20 protein-coding genes are annotated in these 21116 nt (G+C 74.7%); 16 read left to right on the top strand and 4 right to left on the bottom strand.

Features of this window, described 5'->3' with window-relative positions:
* Nucleotides 1-577: 577 nt before the first annotated feature.
* The 11 genes from ACZ4M5_RS21685 (at nt 578) to ACZ4M5_RS21635 (ending at nt 11972) form a co-directional block, all read left to right on the top strand.
* Nucleotides 578-991, top strand: a complete 414-nt coding sequence (locus tag ACZ4M5_RS21685) for a DUF3151 domain-containing protein (protein WP_369196665.1) — start codon at nt 578-580, stop codon at nt 989-991.
* A 150-nt stretch (nt 992-1141) separates the two neighbouring features.
* Nucleotides 1142-1972 carry a tryptophan 2,3-dioxygenase family protein gene (locus ACZ4M5_RS21680; protein ID WP_467739145.1) on the top strand — a complete coding sequence of 277 codons (831 nt, stop codon included), beginning with the start codon at nt 1142-1144 and terminating at the stop codon, nt 1970-1972.
* A complete protein-coding gene (gene kynU / locus ACZ4M5_RS21675) occupies nt 1965-3149 on the top strand; it encodes a kynureninase (RefSeq protein ID WP_467739143.1) in 1185 nt (394 codons plus the stop codon). Before ACZ4M5_RS21680 ends, kynU begins: the two co-directional genes overlap by 8 nt.
* A 187-nt stretch (nt 3150-3336) precedes the next feature.
* Nucleotides 3337-4203, top strand: coding sequence for an alpha/beta hydrolase (locus tag ACZ4M5_RS21670; RefSeq protein WP_467739141.1), 867 nt, complete (start codon nt 3337-3339; stop codon nt 4201-4203).
* A gap of 166 nt (nt 4204-4369) precedes the next feature.
* On the top strand, nt 4370-5356 hold the full coding sequence (locus ACZ4M5_RS21665; RefSeq protein ID WP_467739139.1) for an alpha/beta hydrolase: 987 nt from the start codon (nt 4370-4372) through the stop codon (nt 5354-5356).
* Between the two features lies 1 nt (nt 5357).
* A complete protein-coding gene (locus ACZ4M5_RS21660; RefSeq protein ID WP_467739464.1) occupies nt 5358-6557 on the top strand; it encodes an acyltransferase family protein in 1200 nt (399 codons plus the stop codon).
* Nucleotides 6550-7926 carry a sensor histidine kinase gene (locus ACZ4M5_RS21655; RefSeq protein WP_467739137.1) on the top strand — a complete coding sequence of 459 codons (1377 nt, stop codon included), beginning with the start codon at nt 6550-6552 and terminating at the stop codon, nt 7924-7926. The genes ACZ4M5_RS21660 and ACZ4M5_RS21655 overlap by 8 nt, the downstream gene beginning before the upstream one ends.
* Complete coding sequence (locus ACZ4M5_RS21650) at nt 7923-8606, top strand: response regulator (protein WP_467739135.1); 684 nt, start codon at nt 7923-7925, stop codon at nt 8604-8606. The genes ACZ4M5_RS21655 and ACZ4M5_RS21650 overlap by 4 nt, the downstream gene beginning before the upstream one ends.
* 95 nt (nt 8607-8701) lie before the next feature.
* The gene (locus ACZ4M5_RS21645) at nt 8702-10036 is read left to right on the top strand and encodes a sensor histidine kinase (protein WP_467739133.1); all 1335 of its coding nucleotides are present in this window, start codon (nt 8702-8704) and stop codon (nt 10034-10036) included.
* Nucleotides 10033-10698, top strand: a complete 666-nt coding sequence (locus ACZ4M5_RS21640; RefSeq protein ID WP_467739131.1) for a response regulator — start codon at nt 10033-10035, stop codon at nt 10696-10698. Before ACZ4M5_RS21645 ends, ACZ4M5_RS21640 begins: the two co-directional genes overlap by 4 nt.
* A gap of 53 nt (nt 10699-10751) precedes the next feature.
* Nucleotides 10752-11972, top strand: a complete 1221-nt coding sequence (locus ACZ4M5_RS21635; protein WP_467739129.1) for a cytochrome P450 — start codon at nt 10752-10754, stop codon at nt 11970-11972.
* Nucleotides 11973-12020: 48 nt separating this feature from the next.
* On the opposite strand, the gene ACZ4M5_RS21630 is transcribed toward ACZ4M5_RS21635, so the two are convergent.
* Complete coding sequence (locus tag ACZ4M5_RS21630; protein WP_467739127.1) at nt 12021-12905, bottom strand: diacylglycerol kinase; 885 nt, start codon at nt 12903-12905, stop codon at nt 12021-12023.
* Nucleotides 12906-13089: 184 nt separating this feature from the next.
* Here ACZ4M5_RS21630 and ACZ4M5_RS21625 point away from each other — a divergent pair, with 184 nt between their 5' ends.
* Together ACZ4M5_RS21625 and ACZ4M5_RS21620 are read left to right on the top strand one after the other, a co-directional pair.
* Nucleotides 13090-14373 carry an adenylosuccinate synthase gene (locus ACZ4M5_RS21625; RefSeq protein ID WP_467739125.1) on the top strand — a complete coding sequence of 428 codons (1284 nt, stop codon included), beginning with the start codon at nt 13090-13092 and terminating at the stop codon, nt 14371-14373.
* A gap of 137 nt (nt 14374-14510) precedes the next feature.
* Nucleotides 14511-14804, top strand: a complete 294-nt coding sequence (locus ACZ4M5_RS21620) for a hypothetical protein (RefSeq protein ID WP_467739123.1) — start codon at nt 14511-14513, stop codon at nt 14802-14804.
* Nucleotides 14805-14813: 9 nt separating this feature from the next.
* Here the strand turns inward: ACZ4M5_RS21620 and ACZ4M5_RS21615 are convergent, their stop codons facing one another.
* From ACZ4M5_RS21615 to ACZ4M5_RS21605, 3 genes are all read right to left on the bottom strand, one after another.
* Complete coding sequence (locus tag ACZ4M5_RS21615) at nt 14814-15464, bottom strand: hypothetical protein (protein ID WP_467739121.1); 651 nt, start codon at nt 15462-15464, stop codon at nt 14814-14816.
* Between the two features lie 121 nt (nt 15465-15585).
* Nucleotides 15586-16287, bottom strand: coding sequence for a GntR family transcriptional regulator (locus ACZ4M5_RS21610; RefSeq protein ID WP_467739119.1), 702 nt, complete (start codon nt 16285-16287; stop codon nt 15586-15588).
* Between the two features lie 115 nt (nt 16288-16402).
* Nucleotides 16403-17758: an aminotransferase class III-fold pyridoxal phosphate-dependent enzyme gene (locus ACZ4M5_RS21605; RefSeq protein ID WP_467739117.1), complete on the bottom strand. Its 1356-nt coding sequence runs from the start codon at nt 17756-17758 to the stop codon at nt 16403-16405.
* A gap of 187 nt (nt 17759-17945) precedes the next feature.
* Between ACZ4M5_RS21605 and ACZ4M5_RS21600 the strand changes: the two genes are divergently transcribed.
* The 3 genes from ACZ4M5_RS21600 to ACZ4M5_RS21590 all read left to right on the top strand — a co-directional run bounded on the left by ACZ4M5_RS21600 (nt 17946) and on the right by ACZ4M5_RS21590 (nt 21104).
* Nucleotides 17946-18563: a DJ-1/PfpI family protein gene (locus ACZ4M5_RS21600; protein WP_467739115.1), complete on the top strand. Its 618-nt coding sequence runs from the start codon at nt 17946-17948 to the stop codon at nt 18561-18563.
* Nucleotides 18560-19033, top strand: a complete 474-nt coding sequence (locus tag ACZ4M5_RS21595) for a MarR family winged helix-turn-helix transcriptional regulator (RefSeq protein WP_467739113.1) — start codon at nt 18560-18562, stop codon at nt 19031-19033. The genes ACZ4M5_RS21600 and ACZ4M5_RS21595 overlap by 4 nt, the downstream gene beginning before the upstream one ends.
* 79 nt (nt 19034-19112) lie before the next feature.
* Nucleotides 19113-21104, top strand: a complete 1992-nt coding sequence (locus ACZ4M5_RS21590) for a serine/threonine-protein kinase (RefSeq protein ID WP_467739111.1) — start codon at nt 19113-19115, stop codon at nt 21102-21104.
* Nucleotides 21105-21116: the final 12 nt, after the last annotated feature.

Genomic DNA, 21116 nt, shown 5'->3' with positions numbered 1-21116 from the left:
CCGCCACCCGCGGTGCGCGGCTTGCGGCGCGTCGTGCGGGCCGGACCGGCCAGCGGCCCGCCGTCGGTTGCCCCCGGCCTGCGGCCTGCGGCACGTTGCACGGCGGCCTGCGGCCCGGCCGCCCGCCACCCGCGGTGCGCGGCTTGCGGCGCGTTGCGCGGGCCGGACCGGCCAGCGGCCCGCCGTCGGTTGCCCCCGGCCTGCGACCTGCGCCACGTCGCACGGCGGCCTGCGGCCCGGCCGCCCGCCACCCACCGCCCGCGGCGCGCGGCTTGCGGCGCGTCGTGCGGGCCGGACCGGCCCGCGGACCGCCGTCCGTTGCCCCCGGCCTGCGACCCCCGGCCCGGTGCCCACGGCCCACGGCCCACGGCCGGCGGCCCGCTGCCACCCGCCCCCCTCGGGCCCGCCGCCCGCTGCCTGCGGCCCGCGGTGCGTCGCGCGGGGCGGACCGGCCGGCCGCCCGGGGCCGCAGCCTTCGGCAGGGCGGAAGGGGCCCGGCAGGGCTTCGCAGCCGTCGGTGGACCGTGGCGGTGGCCTCGGGCGGTGCCGGTCGGGGCGCATGCCGCAGACTTGGGGCATGTCCATTCACGAGAACCTGCTCGGGGGCCCGCCCCCCACCCACCTGCCCGACGACCCCGGGCCGCGCGAGATGCTCGCGTCGGGTGCCGCGTCCGCCGAGGTCGCCGCCGCGCACCCCACTTCCTCCCTCGCCTGGGCGCAGCTCGCCGACGAGGCGTTCGAGCGGGGCGCGGCCGTGGAGTCGTACGCGTACGCCCGGACCGGCTACCACCGCGGTCTGGACGCGCTGCGCCGCAACGGCTGGAAGGGGCACGGCCCGGTGCCGTGGGAGCACGAGCCGAACCGCGGCTTCCTGCGCGCCCTGCACGCCCTCGCCCGCGCCGCGCAGGCGATCGGCGAGCAGGAGGAGTACGAGCGCTGCGCGCAGTTCCTCAAGGACTCCTCGCCCACGGCGGCGCAGGTCCTGGGCTGAACCCCGCCGGCGGTACGAGGCCCGTCTCTCCGGAGGCGGGCCTTGCGGTTCCGGGGCACGATTGCGGAGTATTCCCCGTGGGGACCGGGGCCCCCGTGCCGGCATCGGCAGGGGCGGACCGCTACCCGGAGTTATCTGCAGGAGACAGCGATGTCCCACGAGGCTCATGAGCCCGAGACCCCGCATCTCGACTTCCACGGCACGACGCCGTACGAGGACTACGTCAAGGCGGACGTGCTCACGCACCTCCAGCACACCCTCTCCGACGATCCCGGAGAGATGGTCTTCCTGGTGACGACCCAGGTGATGGAGTTGTGGTTCACGGTCATCGTCCACGAGTGGGAGACGGCGGCCCGCGCGCTGAGGAGCGACGACGTGCCCACCGCGACGGCCGCGCTGAAGCGGTCGGTGCGCGAGCTGGAGGCGCTCAACGCGTCCTGGAAGCCGCTCGGCCAGCTCACGCCGGCCCAGTTCAACTCGTACCGCAGCGCCCTCGGCGAGGGGTCCGGCTTCCAGTCGGCGATGTACCGGCGCATGGAGTTCCTGCTGGGGGACAAGTCGGCGTCCATGCTCGTCCCGCACCGCGGCTCCCCGCGCGTGCACGCGGAGCTGGAGAAGGCGCTGCACGAGCCGAGCCTGTACGACGAGGTCGTGCGGCTGCTCGCCCGCCGCGGGTACGACATCCCCGAGGCGGTGCTGGGGCGCGACATCGCGCGGCGCTACGAGCCGGCGCCGGAGGTGGAGGCCGCCTGGACGGCCGTGTACTCGGGTGACGAGAGCGACGAACTGGCCCGGCTCGGCGAGGCGTTGAGCGACGTCGCCGAGCTGGTGTGGCGCTGGCGCAACGACCACCTGGTCGCCACCCGCCGCGCGATGGGCGCCAAGACCGGCACGGGCGGCTCCGCCGGGGTGGCCTGGCTGGAGAAGCGCGCGCAGAAGAACGTGTTCCCGGAGCTGTGGACGGCGCGGTCCCATGTCTGAGCTGAGGGCACGCGCGGAGAAGCTGGACGCCGCGGACGAACTGGCGCACAAGCGGGCCGCGTTCGTGCTGGACGACGTCGTCTACCTGGACGGCAACTCCCTGGGGGCGCTGCCGGCCGTGGTGCCCGGCCGGGTCGAGGACGTCGTCCGCCGGCAGTGGGGCGAACTGCGCATCCGGTCCTGGGAGGAGAGCGGCTGGTGGACGGCGCCCGAGCGGATCGGCGACCGGATCGCCCCGCTGGTCGGGGCCGCGCCCGGGCAGGTCGTGGTGGGCGACTCCACCAGCGTCAACGTGTTCAAGGCGCTGGTGGGTGCGGTGCGACTGGCCGGTGAGGGCCGGGACGAGATCGTCGTGGACGCCACGACCTTCCCCACCGACGGGTACATCGCCGAGTCCGCCGCCCGGATGACCGGCTGCACCCTGCGGCCGGTGACCCCCGCGGAGGTGCCGGGCGCGCTGGGCGGGCGGACCGCCGCGGTCCTGCTCAACCACGCGGACTACCGCACCGGCCGGCTGCACGACCTGCCGGCCCTGACGGCCGCCGTGCACGCGGCCGGTGCGTACGCGGTGTGGGACCTGTGCCACACCGCCGGCGCGCTGCCCGTGGGGCTGGACGAGCACGGGGTGGACCTCGCGGTCGGCTGCACCTACAAGTACCTGAACGGCGGGCCGGGTGCGCCGGCCTTCCTGTACGTGCGCGCCGACTTGCAGGACCGTTTCGACTCGCCGCTGCCCGGCTGGAACTCGCACGCCGAGCCGTTCGGGATGCGGGCGGGGTACGAACCGGCCGCCGGCGCCCTGCGCGGCCGGGTCGGCACACCGGACATCCTCTCCATGCTCGCCCTGGAGGCGGCCCTGGAGATGTGGGACGGGGTGCGGGTCGAGGCCGTGCGGGCCAAGTCCCTGGCGCTGACGGACTTCTTCCTGGAGTGCGTCGCGGAGTACGTGCCCGAGGGACGCGTCGAGTGCCTGACGCCCCTGGCCCACGCGGAGCGCGGCAGCCAGGTCGCACTGCGCTGCCCCGACGCCGGGGACGTGATGAAGGCCCTGGTCGAGCGGGGTGTGGTCGGCGACTTCCGGGCGCCGGACGTGCTGCGCTTCGGCTTCACACCGCTGTACGTGGGCTTCGCCGACGTGGAGCGGGCGGCGGGCGTGCTGGCCGCGACCCTGGCGTGAGCCGCCGGGGCCGGGAACGCACCGCGCGGACCCGGCCCCACCGCCCGCCGGCGAACCGCCCGTCCCGTGCTCACCGAGCGTGACATCCCCGGGTCCGCGCATGTCACGGGCCTGGTACCGTCCCGGCCAACGGCGCACCCCCCTGGACCGGTTCGCCGTGTACAGCTCATCGCTGGAAGGGTGGAGCATGACGGACGACGCCGCAGCCGCACGGGCCGCTGCCGAGGAGGAGTCGGCTCTCTCCCACGCGCCCGTCGACCCCGACGCCACCGCGGCCTACGGCGACCACCCCGACCAGGTGATCGACTTCTTCGCCCCGCGCGGCGAGGGCGGCCCGGGCGGTCCCGCCCCGGTCGTCGTGGTGCTGCACGGCGGTGCCTGGCGGGCGCCGCACGACCGGCGGCACATCAGCCCCTTCGCCGGGTTCCTGGCCCGGCACGGCTTCGCCGTGGCGAGCGTCGAGTACCGGCGGGGCACCGGCGACGCCTCCGTCGCGGGCCGCTGGCCCGACACCCTCGACGACGTGGCCGCGGCGCTGGACGCCCTGCCCGCGCTGGTGCGGACGCATCTCCCGCAGGCCGACCCGCGCCGGACGGTCCTCACCGGCCACTCGGCGGGCGGGCACCTGGCCCTGTGGGGGGCGGCCCGGCACGTCCTGCCGGCCGGCTCGCCCTGGCGGCCCGGCACCCCGGCGGCCCTGCGCGGCGTCGTCGCCCTCGCCCCGATCGCGGACCTCGCCGTGGCCGACAAGCTCGGCGTGTGCGACGGTGCCGTACGCCAGTTCCTGGGCGGTGACGAGCACGTCGCCGAGCGCCAGCCGTACGCGGACCCGGCGCTGCTGCTGCCCACCGGCATCGCGACCACCGTCGTTCAGGGCCGCGCGGACCTCGATGTGCCGCAGGCGGTCGCCGAGTCGTACGCGGACGCGGCGGCGAAGGCCGGCGAAGTGGTCGGGGTGACGCTGCTGGAGGACGTGGGGCACTTCCCGCTGATCGACCCGGCGGCCGACGCCTGCGCGGTGGTGGTCGAGGAGATCGCCCAACTGGCCTGGTGAGCGCGGGAAGCGGCGGGCCGCCGGTGCGCCGGCCCGGCTCATACCCGTAGTACCTGAGAGCCACCTCGCGGGTGAGCTCCGCGGCGGGACGCGGACGACACCGCCGCCTCCGTACCTTCCCTTCCGTGCCAGCCCGACCGCCGGGCGCGCAGGAGGGGGAACGACCGTGGGACGCGCACACGGAAACCGCCGCAGGGCCGGCCGGGGGCGGCGGGCGGCACTCGCGGCGCTGGTCACGGGCGCGCTGGTGCTGCCGTTGACCGGGGCCGTCCGGCCCGAGGTACCCGCTCCGGCCCCCGCCGCCCTCCCCCCGCTCGGCGCGACGACGCTGGAGGCGGCGTACGCGGCCAACCGCGCCAACGCCGCCGAGGCGGCCCGCATGGCCGCCGCGCACCACGACCGGCACCGGGCCGCCGCCGACCGGGCCCTGGCCGCCCCGGCCCGCCGGCTCCTGGCCTTCGACGGCCGCGGCCCCGGCCGGGTGACCGAGGTCCTCGGCGACCTCCGCCGTGCCGAGCGCGTCGCCGTCCTGGTCCCCGGCTCCGACACGAGCCTGGACACCTACGGCCGGTTCCGCGCCGCCGCCACCGCCCTGCACGAGCAGCTCGCCCGGCGCGGCGGTCCGGGCGGCCGGCGCACGGCGGTGGTGGCCTGGCTCGGCTACGCGACGCCCGGCACGGTCGGCACGGCGGTCGCCACCACCGGCCGGGCGGACCAGGCGGCCCCGCGGCTGCGCGCCCTGGTCGCGGACCTGCGCGCCGTGACGGGCGGCGCGGCCCGCGTCTCCCTGCTGTGCCACTCCTACGGTTCGGTGGTGTGCGGGCGGGCCGCGCCCGGTCTGGACGTGGACGACATCGCGCTGGTCGGCAGCCCCGGCACCGGCGCGGACACCGCCGCCGAGCTGGGCACGCGCGCCCGGATCTGGGCGGCGCGCGGCGGCGACGACTGGGTGGAGCACGTCCCGCACCTCGACGCCGCCCTGTTCGGCACCACCGTCGGCTTCGGCACCGACCCCGTCTCGCCGGGGTTCGGGGCGCGGGTCTTCACGGCGGGCGACGGCGGCCACAGCGACTACTTCCGGCCCGCGACGGCCTCCCTGGCCAACCTGGCCCGGATCGTCCTGGGCGAGAGCGAGGCGGTGACCCGTGACTGACATGCGGGCAGGAGCACTCCGGCGGGCGCTGCACGCGGGCGCCGCGCGGGTCGGCGCGGCCACACCCGCGGGCCGCGACCGGGCCGTGGACGGGCTGCGTGCGGCCGCCGTGCTCGGGGTCGTCCTCGGGCACTGGCTGGTCACGGCGCTGGTGTCCGACAGCGGCACCCTGCGGGCGGAGAGCCCGCTGCAGCACCTGCCCGCCCTGGCGCCCGTCTCCTGGGTGTTCCAGACCCTCGCCGTGTTCTTCCTGGTCGGCGGGTACGTCGCCACCCGCGGCCACGCATCGGCACGGGCGCGCGGGGTGCCGTACCGCCGCTGGCTGGCGGCCCGGCTGGCCCGGCTGTTCACGCCCGTGGCCGCCGTCCTCACCCTGTGGACGGGCGCCGCGCTCGCCCTGCTGCTGTCGGACGCCGGGTTCGGGACGGTCCGCACGCTGGTGAAGCTCGCCCTGTCCCCGCTGTGGTTCCTCGTGGTGTTCGCGGGCCTGACCGCGGCGACCCCGCTGCTGGCCCGGCTCTCCCCGCTGTGGCCGCTGGCCGTCGTCCTGCACGTGGACCTGCTGCGCTTCGGCCTGGGCGGGCCCTCCTGGCTGGGCTGGGTGAACGTGGTGGCCGGCTGGGCCGTGCCCTACACGCTCGGCGCCGCCTGGAGCCGGGGCGAGCTGGACGGCCGCCGCGCGGGCTGGATCCTCCTCACGGGCGGGGCGGTGACGACCGCGGCCCTGGTGGCCCTCGCGGGCTACCCCGCGTCGATGGTCGGCGTCCCCGGGCAGGCCGTGTCCAACCTGGACCCGCCGACCCTGGCCGCGGTCACCTTCGGGGGCGCCCAGTGCGGCCTCGCCCTGCTGCTGCGCGAGCCGCTGCGCCGCGCCCTGCGCCGGCCTCTGGCCTGGGCTGCCGTGGCGCTGGTGAACCTCTCGGGGATGACCGTCTTCCTGTGGCACCAGACGGCCCTCATGGCCACCACCGCCACCGGCCTGCTCGCGGGCCGCCTCCCCGGGCTGCACACCGTGCCCGACGGCCCCGGCTGGGTCGCGGCCCGGCTGCTGTGGCTGCCGGTGTTCGCCGCGGCCCTCGCCCTGTGCACGGCCGCGTTCCGGTCCTTCGAGCGGGGCGGCGGGCCGGGCGGTGGGTCACGGGTGGTGCGTGCGCACCGGCCCACCGACCAGGGTGCGGCGCCGGAGGTCCGCCATGTCTAGGCTGAGCCGTGTGACGGACACGGGGGTGGGCCGCGCGCTGCGGGCGCGCGTCGGCAGCTGGCTGCGGGCGCTGTGCGCGGACCTGTGGACCGTCCGCCCCGACCCGCTGCCCCCCTCCACCTGGCTGCGGTGGCTGCCGCACGGCCTGCTGTGCCTGGCCGCGTTCGGCGTCACGATCGGGAGCGCGGGCGACCTCCAGGGCAACGGGCACCTGGCCTTCGGCCCGGCCCTGCTGGTCGCGATCGGGCAGGGCGGGGCCGTCGTCCTCGGCCTGTGGCGGCCGGTCCCGGCGTGGTGGCTGTCGCTGGGCGTGTTCGTGCTGTGCGCCGCGGCGGTGCGGACCCGGCTGGGGACCGGCCCGGAGACCTACACCTGGCCCTGGACCGCGGCGGCGATCATCGCCGGGCTGCTCGTGCTGCTGCTGCTGGCGCTGCGGGTGCCCACCCGCGCGGCGGTGACCGCCCTGGCCGTGACCGCCCTGGTCACCTGGCTCGCCCAGAGTGCCGCGGCCGGGGTTCCGCACGACGACACCGGCCCTCTGATGCTGTCCCTGGCGACCGTCGTCGTCGTCGTCGGCACCGCCCTGCGCGGCCGCCGCGTGGCCCGGGCCCAGCTCGTGGAGCAGACCACGCTCACCTCCGAGGAACGCACCCGGCGCACGCTGCTGGAGGAACGCAGCCGCATCGCCCGCGAGCTGCACGACGTGGTGGCCCACCACATGTCGGTCATCTCCATCCAGGCGCAGGTCGCCCCCCACCTCGTGCCGGACCCGCCCGAGGAGCTGAAGGAGAACCTCGCGGGCATCCGGCAGAACGCGCTGGAGGCGCTGACCGAGCTGCGCCGGGTGCTGGGCGTGCTGCGCTCGGAGCATCGCGGGCCCGGGGACGCGCCGGCCGGGCCCGGCGAGGAGGCCGTCCCGCACGCCCCGCAGCCCACCCTCGACCGGCTCGACGCGCTCGTGGAGAACACCCGGGCCGCCGGCCGCGAGGTCACCACCGAGATCAGCGGCGAGCGGCGCCCGCTGCCGCAGGGCGTCGAGCTGTCGGCGTACCGGATCGTGCAGGAGGCGCTGAGCAACGCCCTGCGGCACGCGCCCGGCGCCGCCGTCACCGTCCGGCTCGGCCACCGGCCCGACGGCCTGCGCGTGGAGGTGGTCAACGGCCGCCCCACGGCGCCCCCGCCGCCCTCCTCCGGGGCGGGCCACGGGCTGCTCGGCATGCGGGAACGCGTCGCGATGCTGGGCGGCACCCTGACCGCCCGCCCGGTGCAGGGGGGCGGATTCGAGATCGCCGCGTTCCTGCCCGGCACCCCGCCCGCGGACCCCCCGGGCACCGGCCGCACCATCACCCCCAGGAAAGGACGACCATGACGAGCCGCACCGGCGACCCCATCCGGGTCCTCATCGCCGACGACCAGGCGATGGTCCGGCAGGGCTTCACCGTGCTGCTCGGCACCCAGCCGGACATCGAGGTCGTCGGCGACGCGTGCGACGGCGCCGAGGCCGTGACCCGCACCGCCGAGACCTCCCCGGACGTCGTCCTCATGGACATCCGCATGCCGGGCATGGGCGGCATCGAGGCCACCGGGGTGATCACGGCCGCCCACCCCGGGGTGCGGGTGCTGGTCCTCACCACTTTCGACCTCGACGAGTACGTGTACGAGGCGCTGCGCGCGGGGGCCTCCGGGTTCCTGCTCAAGGACGCCTCCGCCGAGCAGCTCGCCGAGGCGGTCCGGGTGGTGGCGTCCGGGGAGGCGCTGCTCGCGCCGGTCATCACGCGCAAGCTGATCGCGGAGTTCTCCCGGCTCGACGACCGGCCCCGCGCCCCGCTCAAGAACCGCGTGGGGGAGCTGACCGGCCGGGAGACCGAGGTGCTCGCGCTGATCGCGCAGGGCCTGTCGAACGCGGAGATCGCCCGGCACCTGTTCGTCGCCGAGCAGACCGTGAAGACGCACGTGGGGCGCATTCTCGTGAAGCTGGGCCTGCGGGACCGGACGCAGGCGGCGGTGTTCGCCTACGAGTCGGGGCTGGTGCGGCCGTCGGGCCACTGAGGTCCCGGGGGAGCGCGTAGTACCTGAGAGGGACCCGCGGTGACCCCTCTCACTGGGGACGACCGCGGCCCCGGGGTGCCCCTACCGTTCTGTACGTGACCGAGACGACTCACCTGCACACCACCGCGCCGGGGGACGGGACGCCCTCGCGCAGCCCGGAGTACCGGGTGGCCGTGGACTCCCTGCGCGGACTGCGGCAGGACCTCTTCCACGACGCCTTCGCCTACCGGCCGCTGCCCCGCAGGAGCCCGGACGGCCGGCTCGTGCGGCGGCTGCCGCGACGGCTGCGGGAGTACGCGACCTGGACGCCGCACGCGCTGATCGTCACGGCGGCCCTGTTCGGCCTGCTGCTCGCGACCGTCGACGGCCCGGTGCTGTTCATGGCGCTGCTGACCGTGCTGCCGGTGCTGGCCACCATGGTCCGGCCCGTGGGGGCGTTCTGGATGTCCATGGCCGCCACCCCCATAGCCGGCGTACTCGGCAGCAGCTGGGGCGACTGGCCCTGGCAGGCCGGCAGCTTCCTGTGCCATCTCACGGTGCTGACGGTCGTGGCGATACGCACGCGGCCCCGCACGGCCGGCTGGATGTGGGCGCTGACCGCGCTGTACGCGCTGATCGCGGACGCCGGTGTGGGCCCGAGCCACATGTACGGCACCAACTCGGCGCCCATGCTGATCCTGTCGGCCCTGATCCTGCTGTGCGTCACCGTGTGGCACACCCGCCGGAGCGCCGCCCAGGAGGTCACCGCCCAGCAGACGGTCACCGCGCACGAGCGGTCCCGGCGCACCCTGCTGGAGGAGCGCACCACGATCGCCCGCGAGCTGCACGATGTGGTGGCCCACCACATGTCCGTGGTCGCCATCCAGGCCGAGGCCGCCCCCTACCGGGTGGAGAACCCGCCGCCCGAGCTGGAGAAGGCGTTCGTCACGATCCGGGAGAACGCGGTGGCGGCCCTGACGGAACTGCGCCGGGTCCTGGGTGTCGTGCGCGCCGAGGACTACGAGGCCCCGGACGCCCCGCAGCCGACGCTCGCCGACCTCGACGCGCTGCTGGCCAATGTGCGCGAGGCCGGGACGACCGTGGACAAGGTGGTGACCGGGGCCGTGCGGGAGCTGCCGCCGGGCGTGGAGCTGTCGGCGTACCGGATCGTGCAGGAGGCCCTGAGCAACACCCTGCGGCACGCCCCCGGCGCGACCGCCCGGGTGGAGATCGGATACGTGCTCGGCGGCCTGGGGCTGCGCGTCGTCAACGGCCCGCCGCCCGAGCCGGGCCTCATCAAGCCCTCGCCGGGAGCCGGGCACGGCATCACGGGGATGCGCGAGCGCGTGACGATGCTGAACGGCGAGATGACCACGGGCCGCACGGACGACGGAGGGTACGAGGTGACGGTGTTCCTGCCGGTCGCCCTGCCGGACGAGGACGAGGCATGACGATCCGCGTCCTGATCGCGGACGACCAGATGATGGTCCGCGAGGGCTTCTCGGTGCTGCTGAACGCGATGCCGGACATGGAGGTCGTCGGAGAGGCGGTGAACGGCCTGGAGGCCGTCGCCAAGGTCCGCGAACTCGCCCCCGACGTCGTACTGATGGACATCCGCATGCCCGAGCTGAACGGCATCGAGGCGACCCGCGAGATCGTCGCGGCGGACAGCGCGGCGAAGGTGCTGGTGCTCACCACCTTCGACCTCGACGAGTACGTGTACCAGGCGCTGCGCGCGGGCGCCTCCGGCTTCCTGCTCAAGGACGCCTCGGCCCGCCAGCTCGCCGACGGCGTCCGTGTGGTGGCCTCGGGCGAGGCCCTGCTGGCGCCCTCGGTGACCAGGCGCCTGATCACGGAGTTCTCCAAGCTCTCCGAGACGCCGCGCCTGATGCCCTCCGCCCAGGCCGCCTACGGGGACCTCACCGAGCGGGAGACGGAGGTGCTGGTCCTGATCGCACAAGGGCTGTCGAACGCGGAGATCGCCGGGCGGCTGGTGGTCGCCGAGTCGACGATCAAGACCCATGTCAGCCGGATCCTGGTGAAGCTCGGCCTGCGCGACCGCACCCAGGCGGCGGTGTTCGCCTACGAGGCCCGCCTGGTCACCCCGGGCTGACGAGCGGGCGCCACCCCTGGTCAGGGCGGGGTGCGCCGGGCTAGCGTCCGTGCATGGCAGCTGTCTCCGACACCGGGTTCGACCCGTGGGACCCGGCGTTCCTGGCCGACCCGTACCCCGCCCTCGCCGAGCTGCGGGCCGCCGGCCGCGTGCACCGGTTCGAGCCCACGAACCAGTGGCTGGTCCCGCACCACGCGGACGTCTCGGCCCTGCTGCGCGACCGGCGTCTGGGCCGGACGTACCAGCACCGCTTCACGCACGAGGAGTTCGGCCGCGGCGCGCCCCCGGCGGAGCACGAGCCGTTCCACACGCTCAACGACCACGGCATGCTCGACCTGGAGCCGCCGGACCACACCCGGATCCGCCGCCTGGTGTCCAAGGCGTTCACCCCGCGCACGGTCGAACGCCTCAAGCCGTACGTGCGGACGCTGGCCGGCCGGCTGGCCTCCGCCCTGGCCGACGCGGGCGGCGGCGACCTGCTCAGGGACGTCGCCGAGCCCCTGCCCGTCGCCGTCATCGCGGAGATGCTCGGCATCCCGGAGTCGGAGCGGGCCCCGCTGCGGCCCTGGTCGGCCGACATCTGCGGCATGTACGAGCTGAACCCGTCCGAGGAGACGGCGGCCAGGGCGGTCCGCGCATCCGTCGAGTTCTCCGCGTTCCTGCGCGAACTGATCGCGACGCGCCGCAAGGAGCCCGGTGACGACCTCGTCTCGGGTCTCATCGCGGCCCACGACGAGGGTGACCGCCTCACCGAGCAGGAGATGATCTCCACCTGCGTCCTGCTGCTGAACGCCGGCCACGAGGCCACCGTGAACGCCACGGTCAACGGCTGGTACGCCCTGTTCCGCAACCCCGCCCAGCTGGAGCTGCTGCGCGCCGACCCCTCGCTCGTCCCCTCCGCGGTCGAGGAACTGATGCGCTACGACACCCCGCTGCAGCTCTTCGAACGCTGGGTCCTGGACGACGTCGAGATCGCCGGTACGACGATCCCGCGCGGCGCGGAGATCGCCATGCTCTTCGGCTCCGCCAACCACGACCCGGCGGTGTTCGACGACCCCTCGGCTCTCGACCTGACCCGCCGGGACAACCCCCACATCTCCTTCAGCGCCGGGATCCACTACTGCATCGGCGCCCCGCTGGCCCGCATCGAGCTGGCCGCGTCGATGGGGGCCCTGCTGGAGCGGACCCCCACGCTGCGCCTGGCGGCGGAGCCCGTCCGCAAGCCGAACTTCGTGATCAGAGGGCTCGAGGGCCTGGCCGTCGAGGTGGGGTGAGCCGCCGAGGGGGAGGGGACGCGGCGTCGGCGGGCCCGCCGGCCCGCCTCACGCCCCCGCCGGGACCGTCAGGCTCCACGCCCCCTCGCGTACCACCCAGGTGCGGGTGCGCACCGGGCCCGAGATCTGGGTGTCCGCCCGGTAGCGGAAGTGTGCCCCGGAGACCGTGACCGTGCGGCCCTCGGCCAGCAGCGGTGAGGCCTCCGCGCCCACCGACACCGGTCTGACCTCCACCGCTGCGACGCCCGCGGCGGACGGGGCCACCGACACCGCCTCCACCGGCTGGTTCAGGTCCACGAGGGTCTGCCCGTCCACCTCGACCCGCAGCCGCGACGGCCCGGGCTCCGGCGGGGACACCGGCCGTGTGGGACGGGACGCGGGGACCAGGGTGCGCACCAGCGACTGGCAGGTGCGCAGCCACGGCCGCCCCGCGGCGTCCTCCGCGTCGGCCACCGGCTCCCGGTCGCCCTCCCCGCCCGCCGAGGGCGACAGCGGCGGTATGCGCAGCGCGCCCAGCACCACCCCGTCGCTGTCGTCGACCATCAGGTCCATCCGCCGCTCGACCCCGTCGAGCACCGCCCGCGCGGCCGCCACCGTCCCGGTCGGCACCCCCAGGGAGCGGGCCAGGGACAGGGCGCCTCCGACCGGTACGAGCGACAGTCCGCACGCCGCCAGCTCCCGCTGCCGGTGCAGCACCGACACCGCCCGCAGCAGGGCCCGGTCGTCACCCACCACCACCGGGCGCCGCGAGCCGCGCCGGGCCAGCGCCCGGGCGAACTCCTCCGGGCCGTCCGGCAGGCACAGCTTCATGCCGGCACCCGCGCCGAGCACGTCCTTCGCGATCCGTACGGACTCGCCGTCCGACCGTCGGGCGACCGGGTCGACCACCACCAGCAGCTGCTCGGACGTCGCGGAAGTCGCCACCTCGGCCATGCCTCGCTTCCTCGGGTAGCATCTTTGTGCAAGAGCCCCTTGCGCTATTGCGCCAGGGGCTTCGTCTATTCCGGGGCATCCGGTCCGACGGTTGGCGGCCAACGGCGGTCGCGGTGCACGCGGCGGAGACCTCCGCGTACGCCCTCGACCATGGACATGCCCCGCCCGGAAGGGGTGTACGCGCGTGCCCGCACTTGTGCTGCTCGGTGCTCAGTGGGGTGACGAAGGCAAGGGAAAGGCCACCGACCTGCTCGGTGGCTCGGTGGACTATGTGGTGCGTTACCAGGGCGGTAACAACGCAGGCCACACGGTGGTCGTGGGCGACCAGAAGTATGCCCTCCACCTCCTCCCTTCCGGAATCCTGTCCCCCGGCTGCACGCCGGTCATCGGCAACGGCGTCGTCGTCGACCCGTCGGTCCTGTTCTCCGAGCTGAACGGGCTGAACGAGCGAGGCGTCGACACGTCCAAGCTCCTCATCAGCGGTAACGCGCACATCATCACGCCGTACAACGTGACGGTGGACAAGGTGACCGAGCGCTTCCTCGGCAAGCGCAAGATCGGCACCACCGGACGCGGTATCGGCCCGACCTACGCGGACAAGATCAACCGCGTCGGCATCCGGGTGCAGGACCTCTACGACGAATCGATCCTGACGCAGAAGGTCGAAGCGGCCCTCGACGTCAAGAACCAGATGCTCACCAAGCTCTACAACCGGCGGGCGATCGCCGTGGAGCAGGTGGTCGAGGAGCTGCTGGGCTACGCCGACAAGCTCGCGCCGTACGTCGCCGACACCGTGCTGGTCCTCAACCAGGCGCTGGACGAGGACAAGGTCGTGCTGTTCGAGGGCGGTCAGGGCACCCTGCTCGACATCGACCACGGCACGTACCCCTTCGTCACCTCGTCCAACCCGACCGCCGGCGGTGCCTGCACCGGCGCCGGCGTCGGCCCGACGAAGATCAGCCGGGTCATCGGCATCCTCAAGGCGTACACCACCCGTGTCGGCGCCGGTCCCTTCCCGACCGAGCTGTTCGACGAGGACGGCGAGGCGCTGCGGCGCATCGGCGGCGAGCGCGGTGTCACCACCGGCCGCGACCGCCGCTGCGGCTGGTTCGACGCGGTCATCGCCCGCTACGCGACCCGCGTGAACGGCCTGACCGACTTCTTCCTCACCAAGCTCGACGTCCTCACCGGCTGGGAGCAGATCCCGGTCTGCGTGGCCTACGAGATCGACGGCAGGCGTGTCGAGGAACTGCCGTACTCGCAGACCGACTTCCACCACGCCAAGCCGGTCTACGAGATGCTGCCGGGCTGGAGCGAGGACATCTCCAAGGCCAAGTCCTTCTCCGACCTGCCGAAGAACGCCCAGGCGTACGTGAAGGCGCTGGAGGAGATGTCCGGCGCCCCGATCTCCGCGATCGGCGTGGGCCCGGGCCGCGACGAGACGATCGAGATCAACTCGTTCCTCTGATCCCGCTCCGCGTTTGCCGGCCGCTCCCCTCCCCAGGGGGGCGGCCGGCGGCCTTTTCCCACCGGGTGGCCCGCCGCGAACGGGCATAGGCTGGAAGCCTTATCCCGCGTGCGTCGACACAGAAGAAGGTGAGTGCGATGCGCGTACTGCTCAAGGTAGGCATGGACACCGAGAAGGCCAACGAGGCCATCCGGAACGGCACCCTGGGGAAACTGATCCAGGAGGCCACGGAGACGATCAGGCCCGAGGCGGCCTACTTCACCACCGACCACGGCAAGCGGACCGCCTACATGGTCTTCGACATGCAGGAGAGCTCGCAGATGCCGGTGCTGAGCGAGCCCTTCTTCCTGGATCTCGGCGCGGAGATCACCTATACGCCCGTGATGAACATGGAGGACGTGCAGAAGGGCCTGTCCCAGCTCGGACGCTGAGCGTCCGGCTCAGCTGAAGACGATCATCGAGCCCTGCGCGAGGCTGCGGGTCGCGGCCGCGTGCAGCCCGAGCCAGACGTGCCGCTCCCGGGCGAAGGGACTCGGGTCGTAGGGCGCCGGGACGGCGGGCTCCTCCAGCTCCGTGGGCGCGAGCGGCGGTTGGGGAGCCACCGGCGGGTTGGCCGGGTCGACGCCGATGGCCGGGGCGACCACCTCCAGCTCCCGCAGCAGCGCGTGCGAGGAGCCCAGCGGGCCGCCGCCCGCGAGGAGGTCGTCGTCGGCGAGCGGACTGGGGAAGTCGACCGGGACGTAGGCGCCCGCGTGGTCGTAGTGCCACACCAGGTGCGACTGCTGGGCCGTCGACTCGAACATCTCCAGCAACTGCTCGTAGTCGCCGCCCAGTTCGTCCACGGGCGTCACCGGCAGCCCGCACACCTGGAGCAGGTAGGCGCGGCGCAGGAAGTGCAGCGCGTCGTAGTCGAAGCCCGCGACCGGGGCCACGTCGCCGGACAGGCCCGGCATGTACTGGTACACCGGCACCGGCGGCAGCCCGGCCTCGGCGAGCACCTTGTCGTATTGCGCGAGTTCCTCGGCGAACGGGTTGTCCGGTGTGTGGCACAGGACGTCCACGAGCGGTACCAGCCACAGGTCACAGGCCAAAGAAGGCTCCTCGCTCAGCGCGGTGGTCGGGTAGCACGGTGGTCAAGAAGGGTAGCGGTGCGGCACGGTCACGGCTCCCGCCGTGCATGTCCCATACCCATACGGACCGGCTCGACGCCGGTCACCGGGGAGCGAGCCGCTCGATCAGCGCGAGCGAGTGCGTGTTGTAGGCCGTGATGAGCGCGCGGGCGGCGTCGTGGTCGCCCGCGATCAGCGCGTCGACCAGCTCGGTGTGCCCCGCCCACAGGGCGCCGCGCAGGTCGGTGAGCCGGCGCAGGTGCTGCACCGCGCACACCCAGGTCTGCACGCGCAGCCGGTTCAGGAAGTCGGCCAGGTAGGGGTTGCCGAAGCAGGCGCCCAGCTCCCGCCAGAAGCGCAGGTCGTACCCGATCAGCACGGTGAGGTCCCCGGCGGCGGCGGCCCGCTGCGCCTCCTCGCCGCGCCTGCGGACCCCGGCGACGACGGAGGCGGCCCGCGGGTCGTCGGGCCGCACGGCGTTGGGGCGCCCCTCGGACAGCGCCAGGAACATCCCCTCGATCACCAGGCCGCGGGCCTCGATCATGCCGCGGAAGTCCTCGGCCGAGTACTCGTGGACCCGGAAGCCACGGTGCTGGTCGGCGTCGAGCAGCCCCTGCGCGGAGAGGTCGACGAGCGCCTCGCGGACCGGTGTCGCGGACACCCCGTACTGCTCGGCGATCTCCTTGACCGTGAACTCCTGCCCCGGCTGGAGCCGTCCGGCCAGCACCTCGTCGCGGAGAGCTTCGGCGATCTGCTGGCGCAGGGTGCTGCGCATCACGGCGCCGTTGCCGGTGCTGCCGGGCATGGTCAGGGCGTCTCCTCGTCGCGGGGGTGGCGTGCTCGTCCTTGACTACGAGCACGCCACCTTACGCGTTCGAACGACGTCCGAGGTTGTCGCCCACTGACGGGTTCGTGTCCGTCTACGCGGTGTATTCGTCCGCGACCGACAGCGCCGCGTCCAGCGCCGCGAGCCCTTCCTTCAGCTCCGCCTCGCCGATGTTGCAGGGCGGCACGACGTGCGTCCGGTTCATGTTCACGAACGGCCACAGCCCGTTGCCCTTCGCGGCGGCGGCGAAGGCGGCCATGGGCGCGTTCGCCTCCCCGGCCGCGTTGTACGGCACCAGCGGCTCGCGCGTCTCGCGGTCGCGCACCAGTTCCAGCGCCCAGAACATGCCGACGCCGCGCACCTCGCCGACGCTGGGGTGCCGCTCGGCGAGCGCCCGCAGCTCCGGCTCGACGACGGCCGCGCCGAGCCGGGCCGCGTGCTCCACGACGCCCTCCCGCGCCATCACGTCGATGGTCGCGACGGCGGCGGCGCACGCCAGGGGGTGCCCGGAGTACGTCAGACCGCCCGGGTAGGGGCGCTTGCCGAAGGTCTCCGCGACGGCACCGGAGATGGCCACACCGCCCAGCGGCACGTAACCGCTGTTCACGCCCTTGGCGAAGGTCAGCAGGTCGGGCGTGACGTCGAACAGGTCCGCCGCGAACCACTCACCGGTGCGCCCGAAACCGGCCATGACCTCGTCCAGCACGAAGACGATGCCGTACGTGTCGCACAGCTCGCGCACCCCGGCGAGGTAGCCGGGCGGCGGGACCATGATCCCGGCGGTGCCGGGGATGGTCTCCAGGATGATCGCGGCGATCGTCGAGGGGCCCTCGAAGCGGATCGTCGTCTCCAGGTGCTCCAGCGCCCGGGCACACTCCTGCTCCTCGGTCTCGGCGTAGAAGCGGGAGCGGTAGAGGTAGGGCGCCCAGAAGTGCACGACGCCGGCCGTGCCGCTGTCGGAGGCCCAGCGGCGCGGGTCACCGGTGAGGTTCACGGCCTGCTGGGTGCCGCCGTGGTACGAGCGGTACGCCGAGAGCACCTTGGGGCGGCCCGTGTGCAGCCGGGCCATCCGGATCGCGTGCTCGACGGCGTCGGCGCCGCCGTTGGTGAAGAAGATCTTGTCCAGGTCGCCCGGGGTCCGCTCGGCGATCAGCCGGGCCGCCTCCGAGCGCGCCTCCACCGCGAAGGCGGGCGCGAACGTCGTCATCCGCGCCGCCTGCTCCTGGATCGCGGCGACGACCGCGGGGTGCTGGTAGCCGATGTTGGTGTAGACGAGCCCGCTGGAGAAGTCCAGGTAGCGGCGGCCTTCGTAGTCCCAGAAGTACGACCCCTCGGCACCGGCGACGGCGAGCGGGTCGATCAGTTCCTGCGCGGACCAGGAGTGGAAGACGTGGTCACGGTCGGCGGCCTTGACGGCGGCACCGGCCTCGGGGTTCGGCTGAGGGGTCATGCGGGCGAGCGTAGGCGCCGGGGAGCGGGCGGTGACATCGGCGGCCTGTCTGCCGTCGGCGGCATTTGGCGACAGGTTGTCCAGGCGGACCCGGCCCAGCATTGACAGCGTACTGTCCTGATGGCAGCCTGCTGTCAAAGGGTAGCTGCCGCAGGGCCGCTCCCGAGGCAGGGTCCGAGGAGGAGCCATGCACGCCACCGCAGCGCACAAGCCCGTCCATCTCGCCGTCTACGACACCCTGGCCGACTGGGAGACGGGCCACGCCACGGCGCAGCTCGCCCGGGCGGGCCGGGAGATCCGCACGGTCGGTCCGGCCACCGCCCCCGTCCGCAGCACCGGCGGGCTGCGCATCCAGCCCGACCTGGCCCTCTCCGGCCTGCGGCCCGAGGACAGCGCGTTGCTGATCCTGCCGGGCGCCGACCTCTGGGACACGGGCGACGACCTGGCCCCCTTCGCGCGCACGGCCCGGTCCTTCCTCGACGCGGGCGTGCCCGTCGCCGCGATCTGCGGGGCCACCGCCGGCCTCGCCCGCGAGGGCCTGCTCGACGACCGCGCCCACACCAGCGCGGTCTCCTTCTACCTGGCCGCGACCGGTTACGCGGGCGCCGGGCGCTACGTCGAGGCGGACGCCGTCACCGACCGCGGCCTGGTCACCGCCGGACCGACCGAGCCGGTCGCGTTCGCCCGGGAGATCCTCGGGCTGCTCGGGGTCCACGAGGGCGAGGTCCTGGACGCCTGGTACCGGCTCTTCCACGACTCCGACGCCGCGGCCTACGCGGTGCTGGAGAAGGCCGGGGCGCTGTGAGCGGTGGGCGGCAGGACCTGCTCAGCCGCAGTGCCCTCGGGGTGTTCCGGCTGAACGGCCAGTTCCTCGGCGTGGCGGAGGAGCTGGCCCGGCCCGCCGGGCTCACCGCCGCCTGGTGGCAGGTGCTCGGCGCGGTCCTCGGCGAGCCGCTGCCGGTCTCCGGCATCGCCCGCGCCATGGGCATCACCCGGCAGAGCGTGCAGCGCGTCGCCGACCTGCTGGTGGAGCGGGGGCTCGCCGAGTACCGGCCCAACCCGGCGCACCGCCGCGCCAAGCTCCTCGCACCGACCGAAGAGGGCCGGGCCGCGGTGGCCCGGATCCACCCCGGGCACGCGGCCTTCGCCGACCGGCTGGCCGAGGCGTTCGGGGAGGCGGAGCTGGCCCGGGCGGTGACCCTGCTGGAGCGGCTGTCGACGGTGCTCGACCAGGTGGGGCCGCCCCTGGCCGCCGCGCCTGTTACGGAACCGTAGAGATCGCCCGGGCCACCCCGGCCCGGCCCGGCACTATTCTCGATCCGTTGCTCGCGTGTGGGGGGAAGGCGGCTGAGCGATGGAGAAGCTGGGGGGCGGGGATCCGCAGCGGATCGGCGCGTACCGGTTGCTGGCGCGGCTCGGTGCGGGCGGCATGGGGCACGTCTACCTGGCCCGCTCGGAGCGGGGCCGGACCGTCGCCGTGAAGCTCGTGCGCGAGGAACTGGCCGCGCAGGAGGAGTTCCGGGAGCGGTTCCGCCAGGAGGTCCGGTCCGCGCGGCGGGTCGGCGGGTACTGGACCGCGCCGGTGCTGGACGCGGACACCGAGGCCGCCGTGCCGTGGGTCGCCACCGGGTACGTCGCCGGGCCGAGCCTGCAGCAGGTCGTCGGCCACGACCACGGGGCCCTGCCCGAGCGGTCGGTCCGCATCCTCGCGGCCGGGCTCGCCCACGCGCTGAAGGACATCCACGCGGCCGGCATCGTCCACCGCGACCTCAAGCCGTCCAACGTGCTGGTCACCATCGACGGCCCGCGCGTCATCGACTTCGGCATCGCCCGCGCCCTGGAGACCGTCACGGACGGCGGGCTCACCCGCACCGGCGCGCTCGTCGGGTCGCCCGGTTTCATGGCGCCCGAGCAGGTGCGGGGCGACCGCATCACCCCGGCGTGCGACGTCTTCTGCCTCGGCTCGGTCCTCGCCTACGCCGCGACCGGCGCCCTGCCCTTCGGCACCGCCAACAGCGGCGTGCACGCGCTGATGTTCCGTATCGCCCAGGAGGAGCCGGACCTGGAGGGCGTCCCGGAGGGCATCGCCGACCTGGTCCGCGACTGCCTGCGCAAGGACCCCGCCGCCCGGCCCACCCTGGACCAGGTCCTGGAGCGCACCGGCGCCGACGACACCGTCGCGGACGGCCGCGCCCTGGACCCCTGGCTGCCGAGCGCACTGGTGGCCCAACTGGGCCGCCACGCTGTGCGGTTGCTGGACGCGGAGAACCCGGAGGCGGACCCGGCGGCCGGCGGAGCCGCCGCTGCCCCTCCGCAGGCGGGGCAGGGCGATCCGGTTCCGGGGGAACCTCCGGGCCGGGGCGGGCCTTCGGGGTCCGGTGCGCGGCAAGGGGCCGGTCACGAGGGGCAGTCCGGTCCCGGCGGGCATCCCGCCGCCGACGGTCGGCCCGGGCCCGGCCCGTCCCCCGAGCACGCCGCCGTGGCCGACGAGTCGTCCCGGCCCGCCCTGCCCCCGGCCCCCGCACTGCCCCCCGGGGCCGCCGTGCCGCCCCCACCGGGCCGGCCCGGTGACGGGCCGGCGGTGAACCATCTGCCGACCATGGTCGCCGGGCCGGGCACGACCACGCCGCCACACCCCGCGTACGGCTACCCGCAGCAGCACCCCCAGCCCCGCCCCCCGGCGCACCCCGGCTACGGCGGACCCGGCTCCACCCCGCCGTACGGGCCGCCGCCCCACGGCCTCGCCCCGCCGTACGGGCCGCCGCAGCCGGCGCAGCGCAGGGACGGCCGGTCCACCGCGCTGCTCGTGGTGATCGCTCTGGTCGTCGCGCTGGCCGCGGGCGGGTCGGTGTACGCCCTGATGCAGGGCGGCGACCACGACACGTCCGGCGGCGACCCGTCCCCCACCCGGAGCACCGGCGCACCCCCGACCACCCCGGGCCCCGGGCCGACGACCACCCGGCCGGACGTCTCGCCCTCCCCGCAGGACGGCACGATCCCCACCGGGTACCTCGGCACCTGGACCACGACCATCGACAACGCCGACGGGCAGCACAGCCGTTCGCTCACCATCCAGCAGGGCGAGCCGGGCGACACGGTGCTCTCCCTCGTGGCCGACGGCCCCACCCGGGGCGGCGGGTCCTACCACTGCGTGTTCGAGGGCGAACTGGTCACGGCTCCGGGATCGGGCGGCTCGCTGAGCATCGGCCCGTCCACCGTGACCGTCGGACAGCCGCGCAGCGCCTGCACCCCGGGCGCCGCCACCGAGGTGACCCTCCTGCCGAACGGCACGCTGGAGCGCCTCAACACGAGCAGCGGCGAACGCCTGACCTACACGAAGCGGTAGCCGAACACCCGC

This window comes from Streptomyces sp. NPDC026246 (assembly GCF_055567995.1).
Note: the sequence above shows the minus strand (reverse complement) of the source record. Positions and strands in the feature narration are given on the sequence as shown.

Excerpts from the sequence above, each read along its gene's own strand:
- ACZ4M5_RS21685 (WP_369196665.1), top strand. The coding sequence starts at position 578 with ATGTCCATTCACGAGAACCTGCTCGGGGGCCCGCCCCCCACCCACCTG.
- ACZ4M5_RS21680 (WP_467739145.1), top strand. The coding sequence starts at position 1,142 with ATGTCCCACGAGGCTCATGAGCCCGAGACCCCGCATCTCGACTTCCAC.
- kynU (WP_467739143.1), top strand. The coding sequence starts at position 1,965 with ATGTCTGAGCTGAGGGCACGCGCGGAGAAGCTGGACGCCGCGGACGAA.
- ACZ4M5_RS21670 (WP_467739141.1), top strand. The coding sequence starts at position 3,337 with ATGACGGACGACGCCGCAGCCGCACGGGCCGCTGCCGAGGAGGAGTCG.
- ACZ4M5_RS21660 (WP_467739464.1), top strand. The coding sequence starts at position 5,358 with ATGCGGGCAGGAGCACTCCGGCGGGCGCTGCACGCGGGCGCCGCGCGG.
- ACZ4M5_RS21655 (WP_467739137.1), top strand. The coding sequence starts at position 6,550 with ATGTCTAGGCTGAGCCGTGTGACGGACACGGGGGTGGGCCGCGCGCTG.
- ACZ4M5_RS21650 (WP_467739135.1), top strand. The coding sequence starts at position 7,923 with ATGACGAGCCGCACCGGCGACCCCATCCGGGTCCTCATCGCCGACGAC.
- ACZ4M5_RS21640 (WP_467739131.1), top strand. The coding sequence starts at position 10,033 with ATGACGATCCGCGTCCTGATCGCGGACGACCAGATGATGGTCCGCGAG.
- ACZ4M5_RS21635 (WP_467739129.1), top strand. The coding sequence starts at position 10,752 with ATGGCAGCTGTCTCCGACACCGGGTTCGACCCGTGGGACCCGGCGTTC.
- ACZ4M5_RS21630 (WP_467739127.1), bottom strand. The coding sequence starts at position 12,905 with ATGGCCGAGGTGGCGACTTCCGCGACGTCCGAGCAGCTGCTGGTGGTG.
- ACZ4M5_RS21620 (WP_467739123.1), top strand. The coding sequence starts at position 14,511 with ATGCGCGTACTGCTCAAGGTAGGCATGGACACCGAGAAGGCCAACGAG.
- ACZ4M5_RS21610 (WP_467739119.1), bottom strand. The coding sequence starts at position 16,287 with ATGCCCGGCAGCACCGGCAACGGCGCCGTGATGCGCAGCACCCTGCGC.
- ACZ4M5_RS21605 (WP_467739117.1), bottom strand. The coding sequence starts at position 17,758 with ATGACCCCTCAGCCGAACCCCGAGGCCGGTGCCGCCGTCAAGGCCGCC.
- ACZ4M5_RS21600 (WP_467739115.1), top strand. The coding sequence starts at position 17,946 with ATGCACGCCACCGCAGCGCACAAGCCCGTCCATCTCGCCGTCTACGAC.
- ACZ4M5_RS21590 (WP_467739111.1), top strand. The coding sequence starts at position 19,113 with ATGGAGAAGCTGGGGGGCGGGGATCCGCAGCGGATCGGCGCGTACCGG.